The sequence below is a fragment of the Mycobacterium terramassiliense genome (assembly GCF_900157385.1).
Taxonomy (GTDB): domain Bacteria; phylum Actinomycetota; class Actinomycetes; order Mycobacteriales; family Mycobacteriaceae; genus Mycobacterium; species Mycobacterium terramassiliense.
On record NZ_LT717699.1, the window covers coordinates 159,120 to 175,163 of the forward strand.

The window sequence follows — 16,044 nt, forward strand, 5'->3', positions numbered from 1 at the left end:
GGCGGGCCGCCCCGGGTTGACACCCCGCGCCGGTCACCCAAGCGGCTTGAGCCGGATCGGCGTCGCCCGCAACAGCCCCAGCGGGTCGACGTACCGCGCACCCGACGCCGGGCCCCACATCGCCCCCCAGTGCAGGCAGGCCGCGGCCCGGCAGCCGGCGTGCCCGGCCTGGAGCGAACCGATCACGCTCCCGGCCGTCACCGCCTGGCCGGCCCGCACGGCCGCCCGCACCGGCTCGTAGCTGGTGCGCAGCCCGCCGGGATGGGCCAGCGACACCACGGGCCGCCCGGCCAGCAGCCCGGCGAACACCACGGTCGCGGCGCCGGCGGCGTACACCGGCTGACCTGGGGAGCCCGGCAGGTCCACACCGCGATGCCCGGGATGCCAGTCGGGTGAGGGGGCGTCGAATCCGCGGGCGACCGGCGGGGGCGGGCGCAGCGGCCAATCCAGCCGCACGTCGTCGGCGTGGGCCGGGGCAGCCCACAGCATCGCCAGGATCAGGAGCGTCGCCCGCCGCACCAGGCGAGTACAGCGGGAGCCGCCGAACCTCGCCAGTCACCGCTGTGGAAAAAGCACCTGCTGAGACGGTGTAAACTCCTGGTCGCAGCTCGTTAGCGGGCTGACTTCGCGCGCCTGCAACCAAGAGATTGCCGTGCGGTCCCGTCCCGGACATCCAGGACGGGTGCGGCATTCCGCAGGCGCCAGGGCCCGGCCTCACCCGATGCCGGGCGACAACCGACAACAAAGGAATGGCGGCAATGGCTGTCGTAACCATGAAGCAGCTGCTCGACAGCGGCACCCACTTCGGGCATCAGACCCGGCGCTGGAATCCCAAGATGAAGCGGTTCATCTTCACCGACCGCAACGGCATCTACATCATCGACCTGCAGCAGACGCTGACCTTCATCGACAAGGCGTACGAGTTCGTCAAGGAAACCGTCGCCCACGGTGGCACGGTCCTGTTCGTCGGTACCAAGAAGCAGGCGCAGGAGTCCGTCGCGGCCGAGGCGACCCGCGTCGGCATGCCGTACGTCAACCAGCGCTGGCTGGGCGGCATGCTCACCAACTTCTCCACGGTGCACAAGCGGCTGCAGCGCCTCAAGGAGCTCGAGGCGATGGAGCAGACCGGCGGCTTCGAGGGTCGCACCAAGAAGGAGATCTTGGGCCTGACCCGCGAGAAGAACAAGCTGGAGCGCAGCCTCGGCGGTATCCGTGACATGAACAAGGTGCCGTCGGCGATCTGGGTCGTCGACACCAACAAGGAGCACATCGCGGTCGGCGAGGCCCGCAAGCTCGGCATCCCGGTCATCGCGATCCTGGACACCAACTGCGACCCGGACGAGGTCGACTACCCGATCCCGGGCAACGACGACGCGATTCGCTCCGCCGCCCTGCTCACCAAGGTGATCGCCTCCGCGGTCGCCGAGGGCCTGCAGGCGCGCGCCGGGCTGGGCCGCGGCGACGGCAAGCCCGAGGCGGAGTCCGCCGAGCCGCTCGCCGAATGGGAGCAGGAGCTGCTGGCCTCGGCGACGGCCACGGCCGCCGCCACCGCCCCGTCTGCCGCCCCCACCGACGCCGCTGCGGGCACCCCCGAATCAACAACCGACCCCTCATAGGAAGGCCCGACCCCTCATAGGAAGGCTGAGCATTGGCGAATTTCACCGCTGCCGACGTCAAGCGGCTTCGGGAACTCACCGGCGCCGGCATGCTCGACTGCAAGAACGCGCTGGCCGAAACCGACGGCGACTTCGACAAGGCCGTCGAGGCGCTGCGGATCAAGGGCGCCAAGGACGTCGGTAAGCGCGCCGAGCGGGCCACCGCGGAGGGCCTGGTCGCGGCCAAGGGCGGCGCGCTGATCGAGCTGAACAGCGAGACCGACTTCGTCGCCAAGAACGCCGAGTTCCAGAAGCTGGCCGACCAGGTCGTCGACGCCGCGCTTCAGGCCAAGGCCACCGACGTCGATTCCCTGAAGGCCGCCAAGATCGGCGACACGACCGTCGAGCAGGCCATTGCCGACCTCTCGGCCAAGATCGGCGAGAAGCTCGAGTTGCGGCGCGTGCAGTACTTCGACGGAAACGTCGAGGCCTACCTGCACAAGCGTGCGGCCGACCTGCCGCCGGCCGTCGGCGTGCTGGTCGAGTTCGAGGGCGAGAGCCAGGACGCGGCGCACGCCGTCGCACTGCAGATCGCGGCGCTCAAGGCGCGCTACCTGTCCCGCGACGACGTCCCCGAGGACGTGGTGGCCAGCGAGCGCCGCATCGCCGAGGAGACCGCGAAGGCCGAGGGCAAGCCCGAGCAGGCGCTGCCCAAGATCGTCGAGGGCCGCCTCAACGGCTTCTTCAAGGACGCGGTGCTGCTCGAGCAGCCCTCGGTGTCCGACAACAAGAAGACCGTCAAGGCCCTGCTCGACGAGGCCGGGGTGACGGTGACACGGTTCGTTCGCTTTGAGGTGGGCCAGGCTTAACCGGCGGGCGCAAGCGGCTAGCGTCGTGTCATGCGACGCGTGCACGCTTTCGGTGACGATGCCCTCGGTGACCTCGACGCGGTCGGCCTGGCCGACGCCCTGCGAGGCGGTTCGGTCGGCAGGGCCGACCTCGTCGAGGCGGCCATCGCGCGCACCGAGCTCGTCAACCCGACCCTGAACGGCTTGGCGCACGCCGCCTTCGACCGGGCGCGAGCCGCCGCCTCGGAGCCCGTGAACGGGTTTTTCGGCGGCGTCCCGACCTTCGTCAAGGACAACGTCGACGTCGCCGGGCAGCCCAGCATGCACGGCGCCGACGCGTGGGTGCCCTTCGACGCCCCCGCCGACAGCGTCTTGACGACGGTGTTTCTCGGCACCGGGCTGACCTCGCTGGGCAAGACGCAGCTATCGGAGTTCGGGTTCAGCGCGGCCGCCGAGCACCCGCGGCTGGGGCCGGTCCGCAACCCGTGGGACCCCGACTACACCGCCGGGGCCTCGTCGTCGGGGTCGGGCGCGTTCGTCGCCGCCGGGGTGGTGCCGATCGCGCACGCCAACGACGGCGGCGGCTCGATCCGCATCCCGGCCGCGTGCAACGGGCTGGTCGGCCTCAAGCCGTCGCGCGGCCGGCTGCCGCTGGACCCGGCGCATCGCCGAATGCCCGTGGGCATCGTCGCCAACGGCGTGCTGACCCGTACGGTGCGGGACACCGCGGCGTTTTATCGGGAGGCCGAGCGAATCTGGCGCAACCCCAAACTGGCCCCGATCGGGGACGTGACGGGGCCCGGCCGGCAGCGGCTGCGCATCGCCGTCCTCACCCGCTCGGTGCAGCGCGAGTGCAGCCCCGCCGTGCGGGAGCTGGCCCTGAAATCGGCGGGGCTCCTCGAAGAACTGGGCCACCGCGTCGAACACCTCGACGAGCCCCCGGTGCCGCCCAGCTTCGTCGACGACTTCGTGCTGTATTGGGGTTTCTTGGCATTCGCGCAGGTGCGGGGCGGCCGGCGCCTGTTCGGCCGCAGCTTCGACCGAACCCGGCTGGACAGCCTGACCCTGGGCCTGGAGCGGCACAGCGGCCGCAACATCCACCGCCTGCCGACGGCGATCATGCGGCTGCGCAGGCTGCGGCGGCGCACCGCGGAGTTCTTCCGCACCTACGACGCGGTGCTGACGCCGACCCTCGCCGACGAAACGCCCCGCATCGGCTACCTGGCGCCCACGGACTACCGGCAGGTGATGGACCGGCTGATCGATTGGGTGGCGTTCACCCCGCTGCAGAACGTCACCGGCGAGCCCGCGATCTCGCTGCCGCTGGCGCAGTCGCCCACCGGCATGCCGGTGGGCATGATGCTGTCGGCCGATCTGGGGCAGGAGTCGCTGCTGCTGCAGCTCGCGTACGAACTCGAAGAGGCGCGGCCGTGGGCCCGCATCCAGGCCGCGTAGCTCGCTGGCGGCGACCCGTCCCCCAGCCCCGCGGGGGTACCCCCAGCGCCAGGCCCCCGCGGGGCTGGGGGAGCCCCCGCGATCGCCGCTGATCAGCCGTCGGATCCGAGCTTCTCGAGCATGCGCTTGAACTCGCGCTGCTGCGCGTCGGTCAGCTTGCCCAGGATCCGGGCATCGGCGCCCCGGACGGCGGCCTCCGCGCGCTTCAGCAGCGCGCGGCCCTGAGCGGTCAGCGTGGCCGGCAGCGCCCGGCCCGAGGAGACCGACGCCGGCCGTTCCACCGCCCCCACGTCTTCCAGCGCGCGCAGCACGGTGTTCATCGCCTGCGGTGTGACGTTGGTGTGCCGGGACAGTTCCGCGCTCGACATGCCCGGGTGCATCGACAGGATGCGCAGGCAGACGAATTCGGGCAGCGTCAGGCCCAGCGGACCCAGCACCGTGGCCACCTCCGGCCGGAGCACGGCTCCCACCCGATACAACAGGTAACCCAGCGGCGCGTCTTCGGCCTGGCCCATGTCAGCGATCTTGACATATCCGGGGCGCCTGGCCGCGCAGCTTCGCCGGTGCGGTTCAGCGCGATCGTGATTTCCGGGCGCCCAACGGGGTAACCCACAGGGGATCCAGACGACAAGGAGCGCCATGGGCGATGCAACCGAAATGACCCACGGGGTGGCCGAGCGCGCGCGGCGCGAAGCCGACGCGTACCGCGGCGACAACCCCCGCCCCCTGGAGGGCTACACCGTGGTCCTCGCGATCTACGGCGCCCTGGTCGCCCTGGCCGGCGTCGTCGCCGCGGCCACCGGGCGCAAGTTGCCCGAGCGCTGGAGTGTTCAGGATCTCCTGACCGTCACCATCGGCACCCACAAGCTGGCGCGCACGGTGTCCAAGGACGCCGTGACCAGCCCGCTGCGGGCGCCGTTCGCGCGCTATGCGGGTACCGGTGGCCCGGCCGAGGTGATGGAGGAAACGCGGCACGGCAGCGCGCTGCGCCACAGCCTGGGGGAGTTGTTGACGTGCCCCTTCTGCCTCGACATGTGGGTGGCCACCGCGTTCGTCATCGGGCTGATCTTCGCGCCGAGGCCGACCCGGCTGGTCGCGGGCACCTTCACCGCCCTGGCCGGCGCCGACTTCTTGCAGCTGGCCTACGCGCGGGCACAGCAGATCACCGAGGGCTGACAAGCGAGGGGGTTCGATGCCCAAGACGACGAAAGGCGGCGCGGCAAAGAAGAGCGAATTGCCCAGCACCCTGCGGCGCTCCAACGCCAAAGCGCAACGCACGTTCGCCAAGACCCACGACTCGGCCGCCGAGGAGTACGGCAGCGAGGAGCGCGCCCACCGGGTGGCCTACTCGGCGCTCAAGCACAGCTTCGAAAAGGTCGGTGACCACTGGGAGCCCAAGGAACGCAAGGGACCGTCGGACGAGCTGGCCGAGGGCGGCGGTCCGGACAACAGCGGCCGCTCGGCCGAGGGTGTCGACGCCAACGCGAGCAAGAAGCATCTGCTCGACGTGGCGCGCCGGCTCGATGTGCGCGGCCGGTCGTCGATGAACAAGTCGGAGTTGGTCGACGCGATCATGAAGCAGAACCGCCGGGTGCGCGGCCGCTGACGGCCACGCGTTTAGGCCGGCACCCGGTGGGCATCCCGACAGCAATGGTCGCGTCTACCACCCGCAGTCAACTCCGAAAGTGCCTCAACGACGTGGACTTCCGGCCAGCAAGCAGGACCTGATCGAGGCCGCCGACCGCAACGGCTGCGACGAGCAGACCGTCCGTGCGTTGCGCGCGGTTCCGCCGGAGACCTACGCGAACCTCGCGCAGGTCGCCGCGTCGGTGACCGTCGACGACGACCGGGGTGGCGACGGCGCCGGGGAGGCGGCGGCCCAAAGCCCTATCGTGCAGGAGCTGGGCGAGAACCGGGGCTCCTAATCGGTTCGGGCGCTACAGGATCGGCCGGCCGCCCGTCACGGCGACCCGCGCGCCGGAGATGTAGCTCGCGTCGTCGGAGGCCAGCACGACGCAGATGGGGGCCAGCTCGGCCGGCTGGCCGGCACGCCCCAGCGGTACGTTGTCGCCGAACGACTCCACGCTTTCCGGGGGCATCGTCGACGGGATGAGCGGCGTCCATATCGGGCCCGGCGCCACGCTGTTGACCCGGATTCCCTTGTCGCCCAACAGCTGGGCGAGGCTGGCCGAGAAGTTCGCGATGGCCGCCTTCGTCGCCGCGTAGGGCGCCAGGGTGGGGTTGGGCGAATCGGAGTTGACCGACGAGCTGCCGATGATCGACGAGCCCGGCTTCATGTGCGGCACGGCGGCCTTGGCGAGGTGGAAATAGGCGCCGACGTTGCGGCCTATGCCGCTGTCGCCGCCGGTGATGATGGCCCTTTTGCCGGTGAGCTTTCCCGAGCCCCGGTAACCGTTTTCCCCGCAGTCGGGAACGGGGTTCATTTTCCCCTGCACGCCCGGAACTTCCTGTTGCTGCGCCGCAAAACTCATTGGGGAGTGATCCTTTCGTGCTCGCACTACGCGCCGGTTACGATTCGCGGGTGCGCGAAGGCTTGGCTTTCAGCGCCGCTCCGTGGGTGCACATACCCGGCTGGAACGGAACTAATCAGCGGCAAAAAGCCGTGGTGTCGATGGTGCCAATGTTAATTCTGTGGCGCGAAAGGCGCTGCGGGACAAAATAAATACCGCACGGTTAATGCTGGTGACAACGCATATATCGGCAAATTCGGCGGGCATGCCGGTTTACTGCCGCGGCCAAAGGGTTATCTCCACGCAGTGCGGTTATCGCCCTATATGTGGGGGCGATTGTTCGACACGAAAGGAACACCATGAAGGTCACCACCACCGCTGTAAAGAGTGCTATTGCTGCCGGAGCTATAGCGGCTGCAGGCGTTTTCGCAGCAGCAACCGCTTCCGCTGCGCCGCCCAACATTCAGGGCTTCGGCGCCAGCGAACAACTCGTTGACGGGCCCATGATCACCAACTACACCGTCAGCAACCTGCAGCCGAGCAATGTTTCGATTCCGGGCTATACGCCGAAGGGGACGCTGTACCAGGCCGAAATCACGGCCAGGTCGGACGCCGGGGTCGTTACGCCGATGGTCAAGGACTTCAGCGCCCGCGGCCCCAACGGTCAGACCTACAAGCTGATCGACAAGCCGGGCGCCCCGGGCGGCCTCAACCCGGCGCCGATCCCGCAGGGCCAAGAGTCCACCGGCACGCTGTACTTCGACGTGACCGGCGCGCCGCCGAACGGCGTCGTCTACAACGACGGGATGCAGGACATCCTGATCTGGACGTCGAACGTGCCGGGCGCCTCGACGCCTGGCGAAGCGCCGAACGCCAGCCCGGCACCGGGTCAACCCAGCCCGGCACCGGGTCAACCGCCGGCGCCGGCGCCGCACGCGTAATCCGGTAGCAGCTGTCTCCCCGCGCCACCCCGATGGCGCGGGGAGATTTGCGTATGCGGGAGTCCCGCGCGCCCGAATCGGGTACCCGACACCCATGAGTAACCCCGATCACAGACCAGCCGAGGTACGCGCACAGGCCAAGCTGCACGCCAGGCGGGCCCGCGTGACCATGGACGAGCGCCGCAGCAAGCAGCAAGGAGGGATCGCCGGCTGGGTCGCCGAGCGCGCCGGCAGGTGGGATCTCAGCGGCCAGGACGAGGCCACCCTGCAGCGCCAGAAGTTTTTCTGGAATGTGCTGGTGGATTACTGGTTCCGGATGGAGGTCGACGGCTGGGAGAACATCCCGGCGGAGCCGCCGGCGCTGCTGGTGGGCATCCACTCGGGCGCCCCGTTCGTCTGGGACGCCTGGACCGTCGGCCTGCAATGGTGGCGGCGCTTCGGCCAGGACCGCCCGCTGCACGGCACGGCACACGACGCGCTGATGGCGATCCCGGTCTTCGGGCGCTACTTCCGCGCGATGGGCGTGCTGCCGGCAGCCCCGGACGCGATCGCGACGGCGCTGGCGGAGGGGCGCGACGTGGCGCTGTGGCCCGGCGGGGAGGTGGATTCGCTGCGCCCGTGGACCGAGCGCGATCGCGCCAACCTGGCGGGGCGAAAAGGCTTCGTCAAAATGGCGATTCGCGCCGGCGTGCCGATCGTGCCGATCGCGACCGTCGGCGGAGCCGACGCAATGCCGGTGCTGATCCGCGGCGACCGCCTGTCGAAGGCGCTCAAGCTCGACCGGGTGCTGCGGCTCAAGGTCTTCCCGTTGGCCGTCTCCCTGCCGTGGGGGATCGCCCCGGCGGCGCTGCCCCAGCTGCCGCTGCCGGCAAAGATCAGGACCCGGTTCATGCCCGCCGTCGAGCTGGACCGCGACCCGGCGCGTGCCGACGACGACGATTACGTCGACCGCAAGTACCACGAGGTCGAAGACTCGATTCAGCAAGGGATGGACGCGCTGGCGCGCAAGCGGGCGCTGCCGCTCTTCGCGTGAGTCGATCGCGAAAGACCCTGCGCGACAAGATCTGTCGCGGCTAGTGCGCCACCGGGTCGGTGACCGGCCGCGTCGCCGATGTCCACAGCGGGGCCAGCGTCGACCCGCGCAGGACCCATTCGGGGTGCGGTGGCGTGGCCGCCATGTAGCCGACCCCGCGCACGGTGTCGACCATGGATTCGTGTTCGGGTCCCAGCTTGGCGCGCAGGCGGCGCACGTGAACGTCTACCGTGCGGACGCGGCCGTTGCAGTCATAGCCCCACACTTCGTGCATCAGCCGGGTTCGGGTGAAAGCCCGGCCGGCATGCTGCACAAGGAAGTTCAGCAGTTTGAACTCGGTGAGCGTCAGCCCCAGGTCCACACCGTCGAGCGAGCCGGTGAAGCTGCCCGGGTGCAGCAGCAGGTCGCCGAATTTCAGCGTGCCGTCCATCGCGCTGCGCCGCCGCGAGATCGCCAGCCGCAGCCGCGCCTGCAGCTCGTCGGCCCCGGCGGCGGGCAGCAGCACGTCGTCGACGTGCCAGTCGACGTCCACCGCCGGGAAGTCCGCGGGCGCCACCATGGCCACCACCGCGGTGGACGGGGCGTCGGAAGCCAGCCGGCGGCAGGCGCTGCGCGCGGCCTCGAGGTCGGCGCGCGCGTCGACGATCGCGACGTCGGCGCTACCGCGGTGCCCGTCGACGCCGGCGGTGAGGGGAACGCGCCGCACCGTGGGCGCGAAAGAGTTCAGGGTGGGCAGGGCCGTTTCGAAGTCGTCTACCTCGGTCAGTAGTAAAACGTCCAACGACATCTCCAACTCGTGAGTTTGTCATCGCCCCCCACCCGTAGGCACCTCACGGCGAGATGTCTGCCAGCGCAGCGCTGAGTACCCGATTCAGAGCCAAACTATGCAAAGTTTATTGCCCGCGATCGCGGGGTCAATGCTCCGGCCCGGGACGCCGATGGGCCCGGCCCGTTTGCACGGACCGGACCCATCTTCGCGACAAGCTGCTACTGGTTGGCCTTCTGGCGCTCCTCAGCCGCCTTGGCGCCGCCTCGGGCGGCCTCCGCTTCGGCTTCCTTCTTTGCTGCGTCGCGCTGAGCCTCGGCCTTGTCCTGCTGGGCCTGCCCCTCGCGGGTGAGGTCGTCGCGCCCGGTCACCGCACCGACGGCCTCCTTGGCCTTGCCCTTGACGTCCTCGACGACGCCCTTGACCGCCTCGGCAGGTCCCGACTTGTTCTCGTTGTCCGCCATGGATTTGTTCCTCCTCATTGGCGTACGTGCTTTGAGCACTTGCTCAGCGCCGATCGCGAAAGCGATCGACCCACGGTGAGGCGCGGTCCTTATTCTCAAGACCGTTGGTTCGCCCCCCGCCGTGCTGCCTATTCCCCGTGTCGCCACCCGCTCAAACATCCGGCGCCGGAAGGCGAGGCGGCGCCGGGAAACCCATGTAATTCGCCAACTGTGCAGATAATGCACCCCGCCCGCGCCGCATTGTGTTGCGATGAGGCAGGATGTGAAATGCCGTTCCGGACGAGTTCGCCCCGGGATGGCACTCTCATGCGAGGAGTCTGATGACGGAGCCGACGAGAAGCGCCAACGGCGTACCGACATCTTCACCGGAGAGCGCGACTTCCGGGCAGCCGGAGAGGCGATCGCAGTATTCCAGAGTCTTGCTCAAGCTCGGTGGCGAGATGTTCGGCGGCGGCCAGGTCGGGCTGGATCCCGACGTTGTCGCCCAGGTGGCCCGCCAGATCGCGGAGGTGGTCCGCGGCGGTGTGCAGGTCGCGGTGGTGATCGGCGGTGGCAACTTCTTCCGGGGCGCGCAGCTTCAGCAGCGCGGCATGGAGCGCACCCGCTCGGACTACATGGGCATGCTCGGCACCGTCATGAACAGCCTGGCCCTGCAGGACTTCCTCGAGAAAGAGGGCATCGTCACCCGGGTCCAGACCGCGATCACGATGGGCCAGGTGGCCGAGCCATACCTGCCGTTGCGGGCCGTCCGCCACCTGGAGAAGGGCCGGGTGGTGATCTTCGGGGCCGGCATGGGCCTGCCGTACTTCTCCACCGACACCACGGCCGCGCAGCGGGCGCTGGAGATCGGCGCCGACGTGGTCCTGATGGCCAAGGCGGTCGACGGGGTGTTCTCCGCCGACCCGCGGCTCAACCCCGAGGCCGAGCTGATCACCGCGATCAGCCATCGCGAGGTGATCGACCGCGGGCTGCGCGTGGCCGATGCCACGGCGTTCAGCCTGTGCATGGACAATGGCATGCCGATCCTGGTATTCAACCTGCTGACCAACGGCAATATCGCTCGGGCGGTCGCTGGTGAGAAGATCGGGACGCTGGTCACCACCTGAGGGGAAGACGATGATTGATGAGGCTCTCTTCGACGCGGAAGAGAAAATGGAGAAGGCCGTGTCGGTGGCTCGCGACGACCTGTCCACCATCCGCACCGGGCGCGCCAACCCGGGCATGTTCAACCGGATCGTGATCGACTACTACGGCACCAACACGCCCATCACGCAGCTGGCCAGCATCAACGTTCCCGAGGCGCGGCTCGTGGTGATCAAGCCCTACGAGGCCAGTCAGCTGCACGCCATCGAGACCGCCATTCGCAATTCCGACCTGGGCGTGAACCCCACCAACGACGGCACATTGATCCGGGTCGCGGTGCCGCAGCTGACCGAGGAGCGTCGCCGGGAGCTGGTCAAGCAGGCCAAGCACAAGGGGGAGGAGGCGCGGGTGTCGGTGCGCAACATTCGCCGTAAGGCCATGGAGGAGCTGCACCGCATCCGCAAGGACGGGGAAGCCGGCGAGGACGAGGTCGGCCGGGCGGAAAAGGATTTGGACAAGACCACCCATCAGTACGTCACCCAGATCGATGAGTTGGTCAAGCACAAAGAAGGCGAGCTGCTGGAGGTCTAGCGGCCGCTCAGCAACGTATCCGTGGTGACTACCGGCGCAGGCGCCCCGTCCGACGAGCCGCGGCGCGGGTCCCCGGAAACGACGCAGCAGCCGGCCAAGAAGACGTCGCGGGCCGGGCGCGACCTGCGCGCCGCGATCGCGGTCGGCGTCGGCATCGGCGCCGTTCTCGTCGCGACGCTGCTGTTCGCCCCGCGGTGCTGGGTGGTGCTGTGCGCGGGGGCCATCCTGGTCGCCAGCCACGAGGTGGTGCGCCGGTTGCGCGAGGCCGGGTACGTCATCCCGCTCATCCCGTTGCTGATCGGCGGGCAGGTCACCGTCTGGCTGACCTGGCCGTACCGTTCCGGCGGTGCGGTGGCCGGCTTCGGGGCCACCGTGGTGGCCTGCATGGTGTGGCGCCTGTTCATGCAGGACAACCGCAAGCGGCCGGAGCCGTTCGCCGGTTCACCGTCGGCCAACTACCTGCGCGACGCGTCCGCCACCGTTTTCCTGGCCGCCTGGGTCCCGCTGTTCGCCTCCTTCGCCGCGATGCTCGTCTACCCCAAGGACGGCGCCGGACGGGTGTTTTGCCTGATGATCACTGTCGTCGCCTCCGATGTGGGTGGCTACGCGGTGGGGGTGCTGCTGGGCAAGCATCCGATGGTCCCGGCGATCAGCCCGAAGAAGTCGTGGGAGGGACTCGCCGGATCGCTCGTCTTCGGGATCACGGCCGCGATCCTGACGGCGACCCTCCTGGCCCACAAACCGCTCTGGGTCGGCGCGTTGCTCGGCGTCGTCCTGGTCCTGACGTGCACGCTGGGTGATCTGGTCGAGTCCCAGATCAAGCGCGACCTCGGCATCAAGGACATGGGCCGGCTGCTGCCCGGTCACGGCGGCCTGATGGACCGGCTCGACGGGGTGCTCCCGTCGGCGGTCGCGGCGTGGACGATCCTGACGCTCGTGCGCTGAGGTGGCCGATACTGGACGGGTCATGGTCCAACAATTGGTCTTCACCGAACCGCGCCCGAGCCGGCCGCCGCGGCACCTGGCCGATCTCGACGCGGCGGGCCGCGCGTCGGCCGTCGCGGAGCTGGGCCTGCCGGCGTTTCGCGCCAAGCAGCTCGCGCATCAGTACTACGGCCGGCTGATCGCCGACCCGCGGCGGATGACCGACCTTCCCGCGGCGGTGCGTGAGGCGATCGCGGAGGCGATGTTCCCGACGCTGCTCACCGCGGCCGCCGAGGTCACCTGTGACGCTGGGCAGACGCGAAAGACGTTGTGGCGGGCCATCGATGGCGCCACCGTGGAGTCGGTGCTGATGCGCTACCCGGACCGCAACACGGTGTGCATCTCGTCGCAGGCCGGGTGCGGCATGGCGTGCCCGTTCTGCGCCACCGGCCAGGGCGGGCTGACCCGCAACCTGTCCACCGCCGAAATCCTGGAACAGGTGCGGGCCGGGGCGGCGGCGCTGCGCGACGACTTCGGGGACCGGCTTTCCAACGTGGTCTTCATGGGCATGGGCGAGCCGCTGGCCAACTACGCCAGGGTGCTGGCCGCGGTGCGGCGCATCACCGAGCCGCCGCCGCACGGCTTCGGCATTTCGGCCCGCTCGGTGACGGTGTCCACGGTGGGCCTGGCCCCGGCGATCCGCAAACTCGCCGACGAGCGCCTCGCGGTGACGCTGGCGCTGTCGTTGCACGCGCCCGACGACGAACTGCGCGACACCCTGGTCCCCGTCAACAACCGGTGGAAGATCGCCGAGGCGCTCGAGGCGGCCCGGTATTACGCCGACGTGACCGGCCGGCGAGTGTCAATCGAGTACGCCCTGATCCGCGACGTCAACGACCAGACCTGGCGGGCTGACCTGCTGGGCAAGCGGCTGCATCGCGCGCTCGGCGCGCTGGTGCACGTGAATCTGATCCCGCTGAACCCGACGCCCGGCAGCGATTGGGATGCCAGCCCCAAGGCGGTGGAGCGGGAGTTCGTGCGGCGGGTCCGGGCCCAAGGCGTTTCCTGCACGGTGCGGGATACGCGGGGGCGAGAGATCAGCGCCGCCTGCGGACAGCTGGCCGCCGAGGGCGGGTAGCTGGAGCGCAGGCGCATCGGCCGTGGCCTGATTGGCCGGCAAAAGGGTGCCCTGCTGGACAATGCCAACGCCTTAAGAGCCGAGGCGGAACTGTCCGGCGGCCTGGGTGCGGTTGGCGGCGCCCAGTTTGAGCAGGATCTTGCTCACATGGCAACTGACGGTTCTTGTGCTGATATGCAACGCGGCGGCGATCTGGGCGTCGCTTTGCCCGCCGGCCAGCAGCTCCAAAACCTCGTGTTCGCGGCGGGTCAACCCGTGGGGGTTGGCGGAAGTATCGGCGCGGCGGCTGCGTCGGGCGGAGCCGCGCAGCGCCGATAGCCGCTGCTGGGCGCGCCGTGCGGCGGCCCGGGCGCCCAGGTCGCGAAACGTGGCCAGTGCGGATTCGACGGCGGCGACGTCACCGCCGAGCTGGGCGATGGCGGCGTCGTAGGGGCAGCGGCGGCGCAGCCATTCGGCGGCGGCGGCCTGCCAGTCACCGCAGATCTCCAACTCGAACGGCGTGCGCGGGTGCTCGCTGCCGGGTGCGGGGTCGGCGCCGGTCAGATACAGCCAGCGTTGCAGCGCTCCGATCAGCCACGGATCGGCGTGGGCGGGGGTGACCGCCAGCCCGGTCCGGGCTTCGCTGCGGCAGGCGTCGTCGTCGCCGGCCAGCCAGGCCGCCTCGGCGCGCGCAGCCCACACCGAGAAAAGTCGCAGCTGGTCGGGTTCGGCTCTGCCCAGGTCGTCGTCAAACGGAGTCAAGGCGGGCCGCTGGCCGCGTCGGGCCGAAATGAGCCCACAGACCACTTGCGGCAACGTCCTGTTTACAGCGGCCAGCCCCGGCCGGGTGAGAAGATCCTCGGCCACCGTGCGGGCGTGGTCCCAGTCGCCGCGGTGCAGCCGCACCACCGCATCGACCCCGACGACCAAGGCCTCGAAGGTGAACACGTTATGGTCGCGGCAATAGGCGAGCGAGTCGGCGATGTAGCGATCGGCGCGATCGATGTCGTAATGCAAGGCCGCCAGCAAGCAAACGAGAGTCGCCAGTAGTCCGGCATGTTCGCCGCGAGTTTCCGTAGCCATCGCGCCACGCCACGCCGCTTCCAGCAGTTCCCACCCGGTGTTAGTCGTGAGGATCTGCGCCGTCGCCGCAGCGGCGCGGGCCCGGATCACCAAGGCGTTGTCGCCGATGTGCGTTCCTAGGGCGGTGGCTCGGGCAGCGTATTCGACGGCGGCCGGGTCGAACCCCCAGCTTCCGAAGTCGGCCAAGTTGGCCAGCGCCCAGCCCAGCTGTGGGCACGGGCCGGCGTCGTGCACCAGTGCCAGCGCGGCTCGTGCCGCATCAAAGGCCTCGCGAACGCGGCCCATGCCCCACAACTCGTGCGAGAGCCAGCGCAGGTTCTCGCTTTGTCCGAGCCGATCACCCAGCGACTGGCGCAATTGGATCGCCTCGCGCCACGACGACACCGCCTCTTCGGCCAGCCCGCACAGATAGCTGGCCAGCGCGTGTTGTTCAACCCAGCGCACCTTTTGGTCGGGAGGAACGGCCTGCGCGCTGCCCAACACCAGCGCGTACAGCTGGGCGGCTTCGCGGTTGGCGCCCAGCGCGATGGAACGCTCGGCGGCGGCAACCCCATGGCGGATCACCGCATCGGTGTCACCCGCCCGGTCGGCGTGAAAGGCCAACGCGGCCAACGTGTTTGGATCGATAGGCGATTCGGCCAGCGCGGTCAGCGCCCGCTTGTGCAGCATGCGACGCTGCGTTTCGGGGATTTGTTCCAGGGTGGCACGCCGGGCCAATTCATGGCGGAACCGCACGCCCTGCTCGTCGACCAGTAGCACCCCGGCGCTGACACATTCGGCCAGCGCCGCGCCGCCGTCCGGGCATACCCGGGTCAGCAGGTTGACCTCCACGCGCGGGCCGCAGGTCGCGGCCGCATCGGCGACAGCGCGCCCGTCCGGCGACAACCGCGCCAGCCGGCCCCACACCGCCTCAGTCACGCTGTGCGGCAACGCCCGTCGGCGCAGCGCCTCGGCGCCCGCCGCCAGAACCTCGGTGAGGTAAAAAGGGTTTCCCCCGGTGACTTCGTGTAATTGGGCGGCGTTGACCCCACTGCCGGCGGCCAGCACCGCGACCGCGGCACGGCTCAGCGGCTCCAACTTGATGCGGCTGACTCCGGCGCAGCCCGCCAGGTCCCCGAGGGCGACCGAAAGGGGGTGCTGGCGATCGACCTCGTCCTCGCGATAGGTCACCACCAGCAGCACCGGCAACGACTCGATGCGCCGGGTGAGGAAGCGCACCAGATCGAGCGTGGCCCCGTCGGCCCAGTGGGCATCCTCGATCACCCACACCCAGCGCTGCCCGTTGCGTAACACCGTCAGCAGGCGCCGGTACAGCGCGCCGGTGTCACTGGATTCGATTGCCGAGATCAGTCCGCCGGCTGCCGCGGGGCTCAGGCCGGCGAGGGCGTCGATCAGCGGCCCCAGCGGACGCGGCGCGGCCAACGGGTCACACCAACCCACCAACACCGTCGCCGAATTGACTCTGGTGATAAACCGCCGCACCACCGCGGTCTTGCCCACTCCGGCCTCGCCCCGGAGCAACATCACGCGGCCCGAGTTGGCCGGCGCCCGCAGCAGCTTGCCCAGCTCGGCCAGCACCGCCTCGCGCTCCAGCAACCGTTCCATCAGCTGCGCACTCGCGGCCGGGGGCCGGAAGGGAGCCACGAAGCCGGGCGCCCGAAATACGTAGATTT

At 69.6% G+C, this 16,044-nt stretch carries 17 protein-coding genes and 1 pseudogene; 12 read left to right on the forward strand and 6 right to left on the reverse strand.

Translation table 11 applies throughout. The features are described 5' to 3' along the window. Nucleotides 1-39 precede the first annotated feature (39 nt). Nucleotides 40-555 (reverse strand): annotated as a pseudogene (locus tag MTAB308_RS04885) (M23 family metallopeptidase); the annotation flags it as partial. A gap of 203 nt (nucleotides 556-758) precedes the next feature. Between MTAB308_RS04885 and rpsB the strand changes: the two are divergent. From rpsB to MTAB308_RS04905, 3 genes are read left to right on the forward strand one after another with little or no spacing between them, the layout of a single operon-like run. Then, a complete protein-coding gene (gene rpsB, locus MTAB308_RS04895; RefSeq protein WP_077098367.1) occupies nucleotides 759-1,616 on the forward strand; it encodes a 30S ribosomal protein S2 in 858 nt (285 codons plus the stop codon). Nucleotides 1,617-1,648: 32 nt separating this feature from the next. Continuing rightward, nucleotides 1,649-2,464 carry a translation elongation factor Ts gene (gene tsf / locus MTAB308_RS04900; protein ID WP_077098369.1) on the forward strand — a complete coding sequence of 272 codons (816 nt, stop codon included), beginning with the start codon at nucleotides 1,649-1,651 and terminating at the stop codon, nucleotides 2,462-2,464. Nucleotides 2,465-2,494: 30 nt separating this feature from the next. Further along, nucleotides 2,495-3,898: an amidase gene (locus MTAB308_RS04905; protein WP_077098371.1), complete on the forward strand. Its 1,404-nt coding sequence runs from the start codon at nucleotides 2,495-2,497 to the stop codon at nucleotides 3,896-3,898. Nucleotides 3,899-3,990: 92 nt separating this feature from the next. Here MTAB308_RS04905 and MTAB308_RS04910 read toward each other — a convergent pair whose 3' ends face one another. Then, on the reverse strand, nucleotides 3,991-4,413 hold the full coding sequence (locus tag MTAB308_RS04910; RefSeq protein WP_077098373.1) for a MarR family winged helix-turn-helix transcriptional regulator: 423 nt from the start codon (nucleotides 4,411-4,413) through the stop codon (nucleotides 3,991-3,993). A gap of 124 nt (nucleotides 4,414-4,537) precedes the next feature. Between MTAB308_RS04910 and MTAB308_RS04915 the strand changes: the two genes are divergently transcribed. The 3 genes from MTAB308_RS04915 (at nucleotide 4,538) to MTAB308_RS04925 (ending at nucleotide 5,823) form a co-directional block, all read left to right on the forward strand. Further along, nucleotides 4,538-5,074, forward strand: a complete 537-nt coding sequence (locus tag MTAB308_RS04915) for a DUF1360 domain-containing protein (protein WP_077098375.1) — start codon at nucleotides 4,538-4,540, stop codon at nucleotides 5,072-5,074. A gap of 16 nt (nucleotides 5,075-5,090) precedes the next feature. Continuing rightward, nucleotides 5,091-5,504, forward strand: a complete 414-nt coding sequence (locus MTAB308_RS04920; RefSeq protein ID WP_077098377.1) for a ChaB family protein — start codon at nucleotides 5,091-5,093, stop codon at nucleotides 5,502-5,504. A gap of 79 nt (nucleotides 5,505-5,583) precedes the next feature. Then, nucleotides 5,584-5,823, forward strand: a complete 240-nt coding sequence (locus MTAB308_RS04925) for a DUF2795 domain-containing protein (protein WP_077098379.1) — start codon at nucleotides 5,584-5,586, stop codon at nucleotides 5,821-5,823. Nucleotides 5,824-5,835: 12 nt separating this feature from the next. Here the strand turns inward: MTAB308_RS04925 and MTAB308_RS04930 are convergent, their stop codons facing one another. Next, nucleotides 5,836-6,390, reverse strand: coding sequence for an SDR family oxidoreductase (locus MTAB308_RS04930; RefSeq protein ID WP_077098381.1), 555 nt, complete (start codon nucleotides 6,388-6,390; stop codon nucleotides 5,836-5,838). Between the two features lie 338 nt (nucleotides 6,391-6,728). On the opposite strand from MTAB308_RS04930, the gene MTAB308_RS04935 reads away from it, so the two are divergent. Further along, nucleotides 6,729-7,310: an MPT63 family protein gene (locus MTAB308_RS04935; protein ID WP_077098383.1), complete on the forward strand. Its 582-nt coding sequence runs from the start codon at nucleotides 6,729-6,731 to the stop codon at nucleotides 7,308-7,310. A gap of 94 nt (nucleotides 7,311-7,404) precedes the next feature. Beyond that, a complete protein-coding gene (locus MTAB308_RS04940; RefSeq protein WP_077098385.1) occupies nucleotides 7,405-8,343 on the forward strand; it encodes a lysophospholipid acyltransferase family protein in 939 nt (312 codons plus the stop codon). A 40-nt stretch (nucleotides 8,344-8,383) separates the two neighbouring features. On the opposite strand, the gene MTAB308_RS04945 is transcribed toward MTAB308_RS04940, so the two are convergent. Both MTAB308_RS04945 and mbp1 read right to left on the reverse strand, forming a co-directional pair. Next, nucleotides 8,384-9,130, reverse strand: a complete 747-nt coding sequence (locus MTAB308_RS04945) for a winged helix-turn-helix domain-containing protein (RefSeq protein WP_077098388.1) — start codon at nucleotides 9,128-9,130, stop codon at nucleotides 8,384-8,386. A 200-nt stretch (nucleotides 9,131-9,330) separates the two neighbouring features. After that, on the reverse strand, nucleotides 9,331-9,573 hold the full coding sequence (gene mbp1 / locus MTAB308_RS04950) for a microaggregate-binding protein 1 (RefSeq protein WP_066909539.1): 243 nt from the start codon (nucleotides 9,571-9,573) through the stop codon (nucleotides 9,331-9,333). A 320-nt stretch (nucleotides 9,574-9,893) separates the two neighbouring features. On the opposite strand from mbp1, the gene pyrH reads away from it, so the two are divergent. From pyrH to rlmN, 4 genes are read left to right on the forward strand one after another with little or no spacing between them, the layout of a single operon-like run. Next, nucleotides 9,894-10,679, forward strand: a complete 786-nt coding sequence (gene pyrH / locus MTAB308_RS04955; RefSeq protein ID WP_077098390.1) for a UMP kinase — start codon at nucleotides 9,894-9,896, stop codon at nucleotides 10,677-10,679. A gap of 10 nt (nucleotides 10,680-10,689) precedes the next feature. Next, a complete protein-coding gene (gene frr, locus MTAB308_RS04960; RefSeq protein ID WP_068234960.1) occupies nucleotides 10,690-11,247 on the forward strand; it encodes a ribosome recycling factor in 558 nt (185 codons plus the stop codon). Between the two features lie 21 nt (nucleotides 11,248-11,268). Further along, nucleotides 11,269-12,192 carry a phosphatidate cytidylyltransferase gene (locus MTAB308_RS04965; protein ID WP_083746433.1) on the forward strand — a complete coding sequence of 308 codons (924 nt, stop codon included), beginning with the start codon at nucleotides 11,269-11,271 and terminating at the stop codon, nucleotides 12,190-12,192. A gap of 22 nt (nucleotides 12,193-12,214) precedes the next feature. Continuing rightward, complete coding sequence (rlmN, locus tag MTAB308_RS04970; RefSeq protein ID WP_077098392.1) at nucleotides 12,215-13,309, forward strand: dual-specificity RNA methyltransferase RlmN; 1,095 nt, start codon at nucleotides 12,215-12,217, stop codon at nucleotides 13,307-13,309. Nucleotides 13,310-13,381: 72 nt separating this feature from the next. Here rlmN and MTAB308_RS04975 read toward each other — a convergent pair whose 3' ends face one another. Next, the gene (locus MTAB308_RS04975) at nucleotides 13,382-15,976 is read right to left on the reverse strand and encodes a helix-turn-helix transcriptional regulator (protein WP_077098394.1); all 2,595 of its coding nucleotides are present in this window, start codon (nucleotides 15,974-15,976) and stop codon (nucleotides 13,382-13,384) included. Nucleotides 15,977-16,044: the final 68 nt, after the last annotated feature.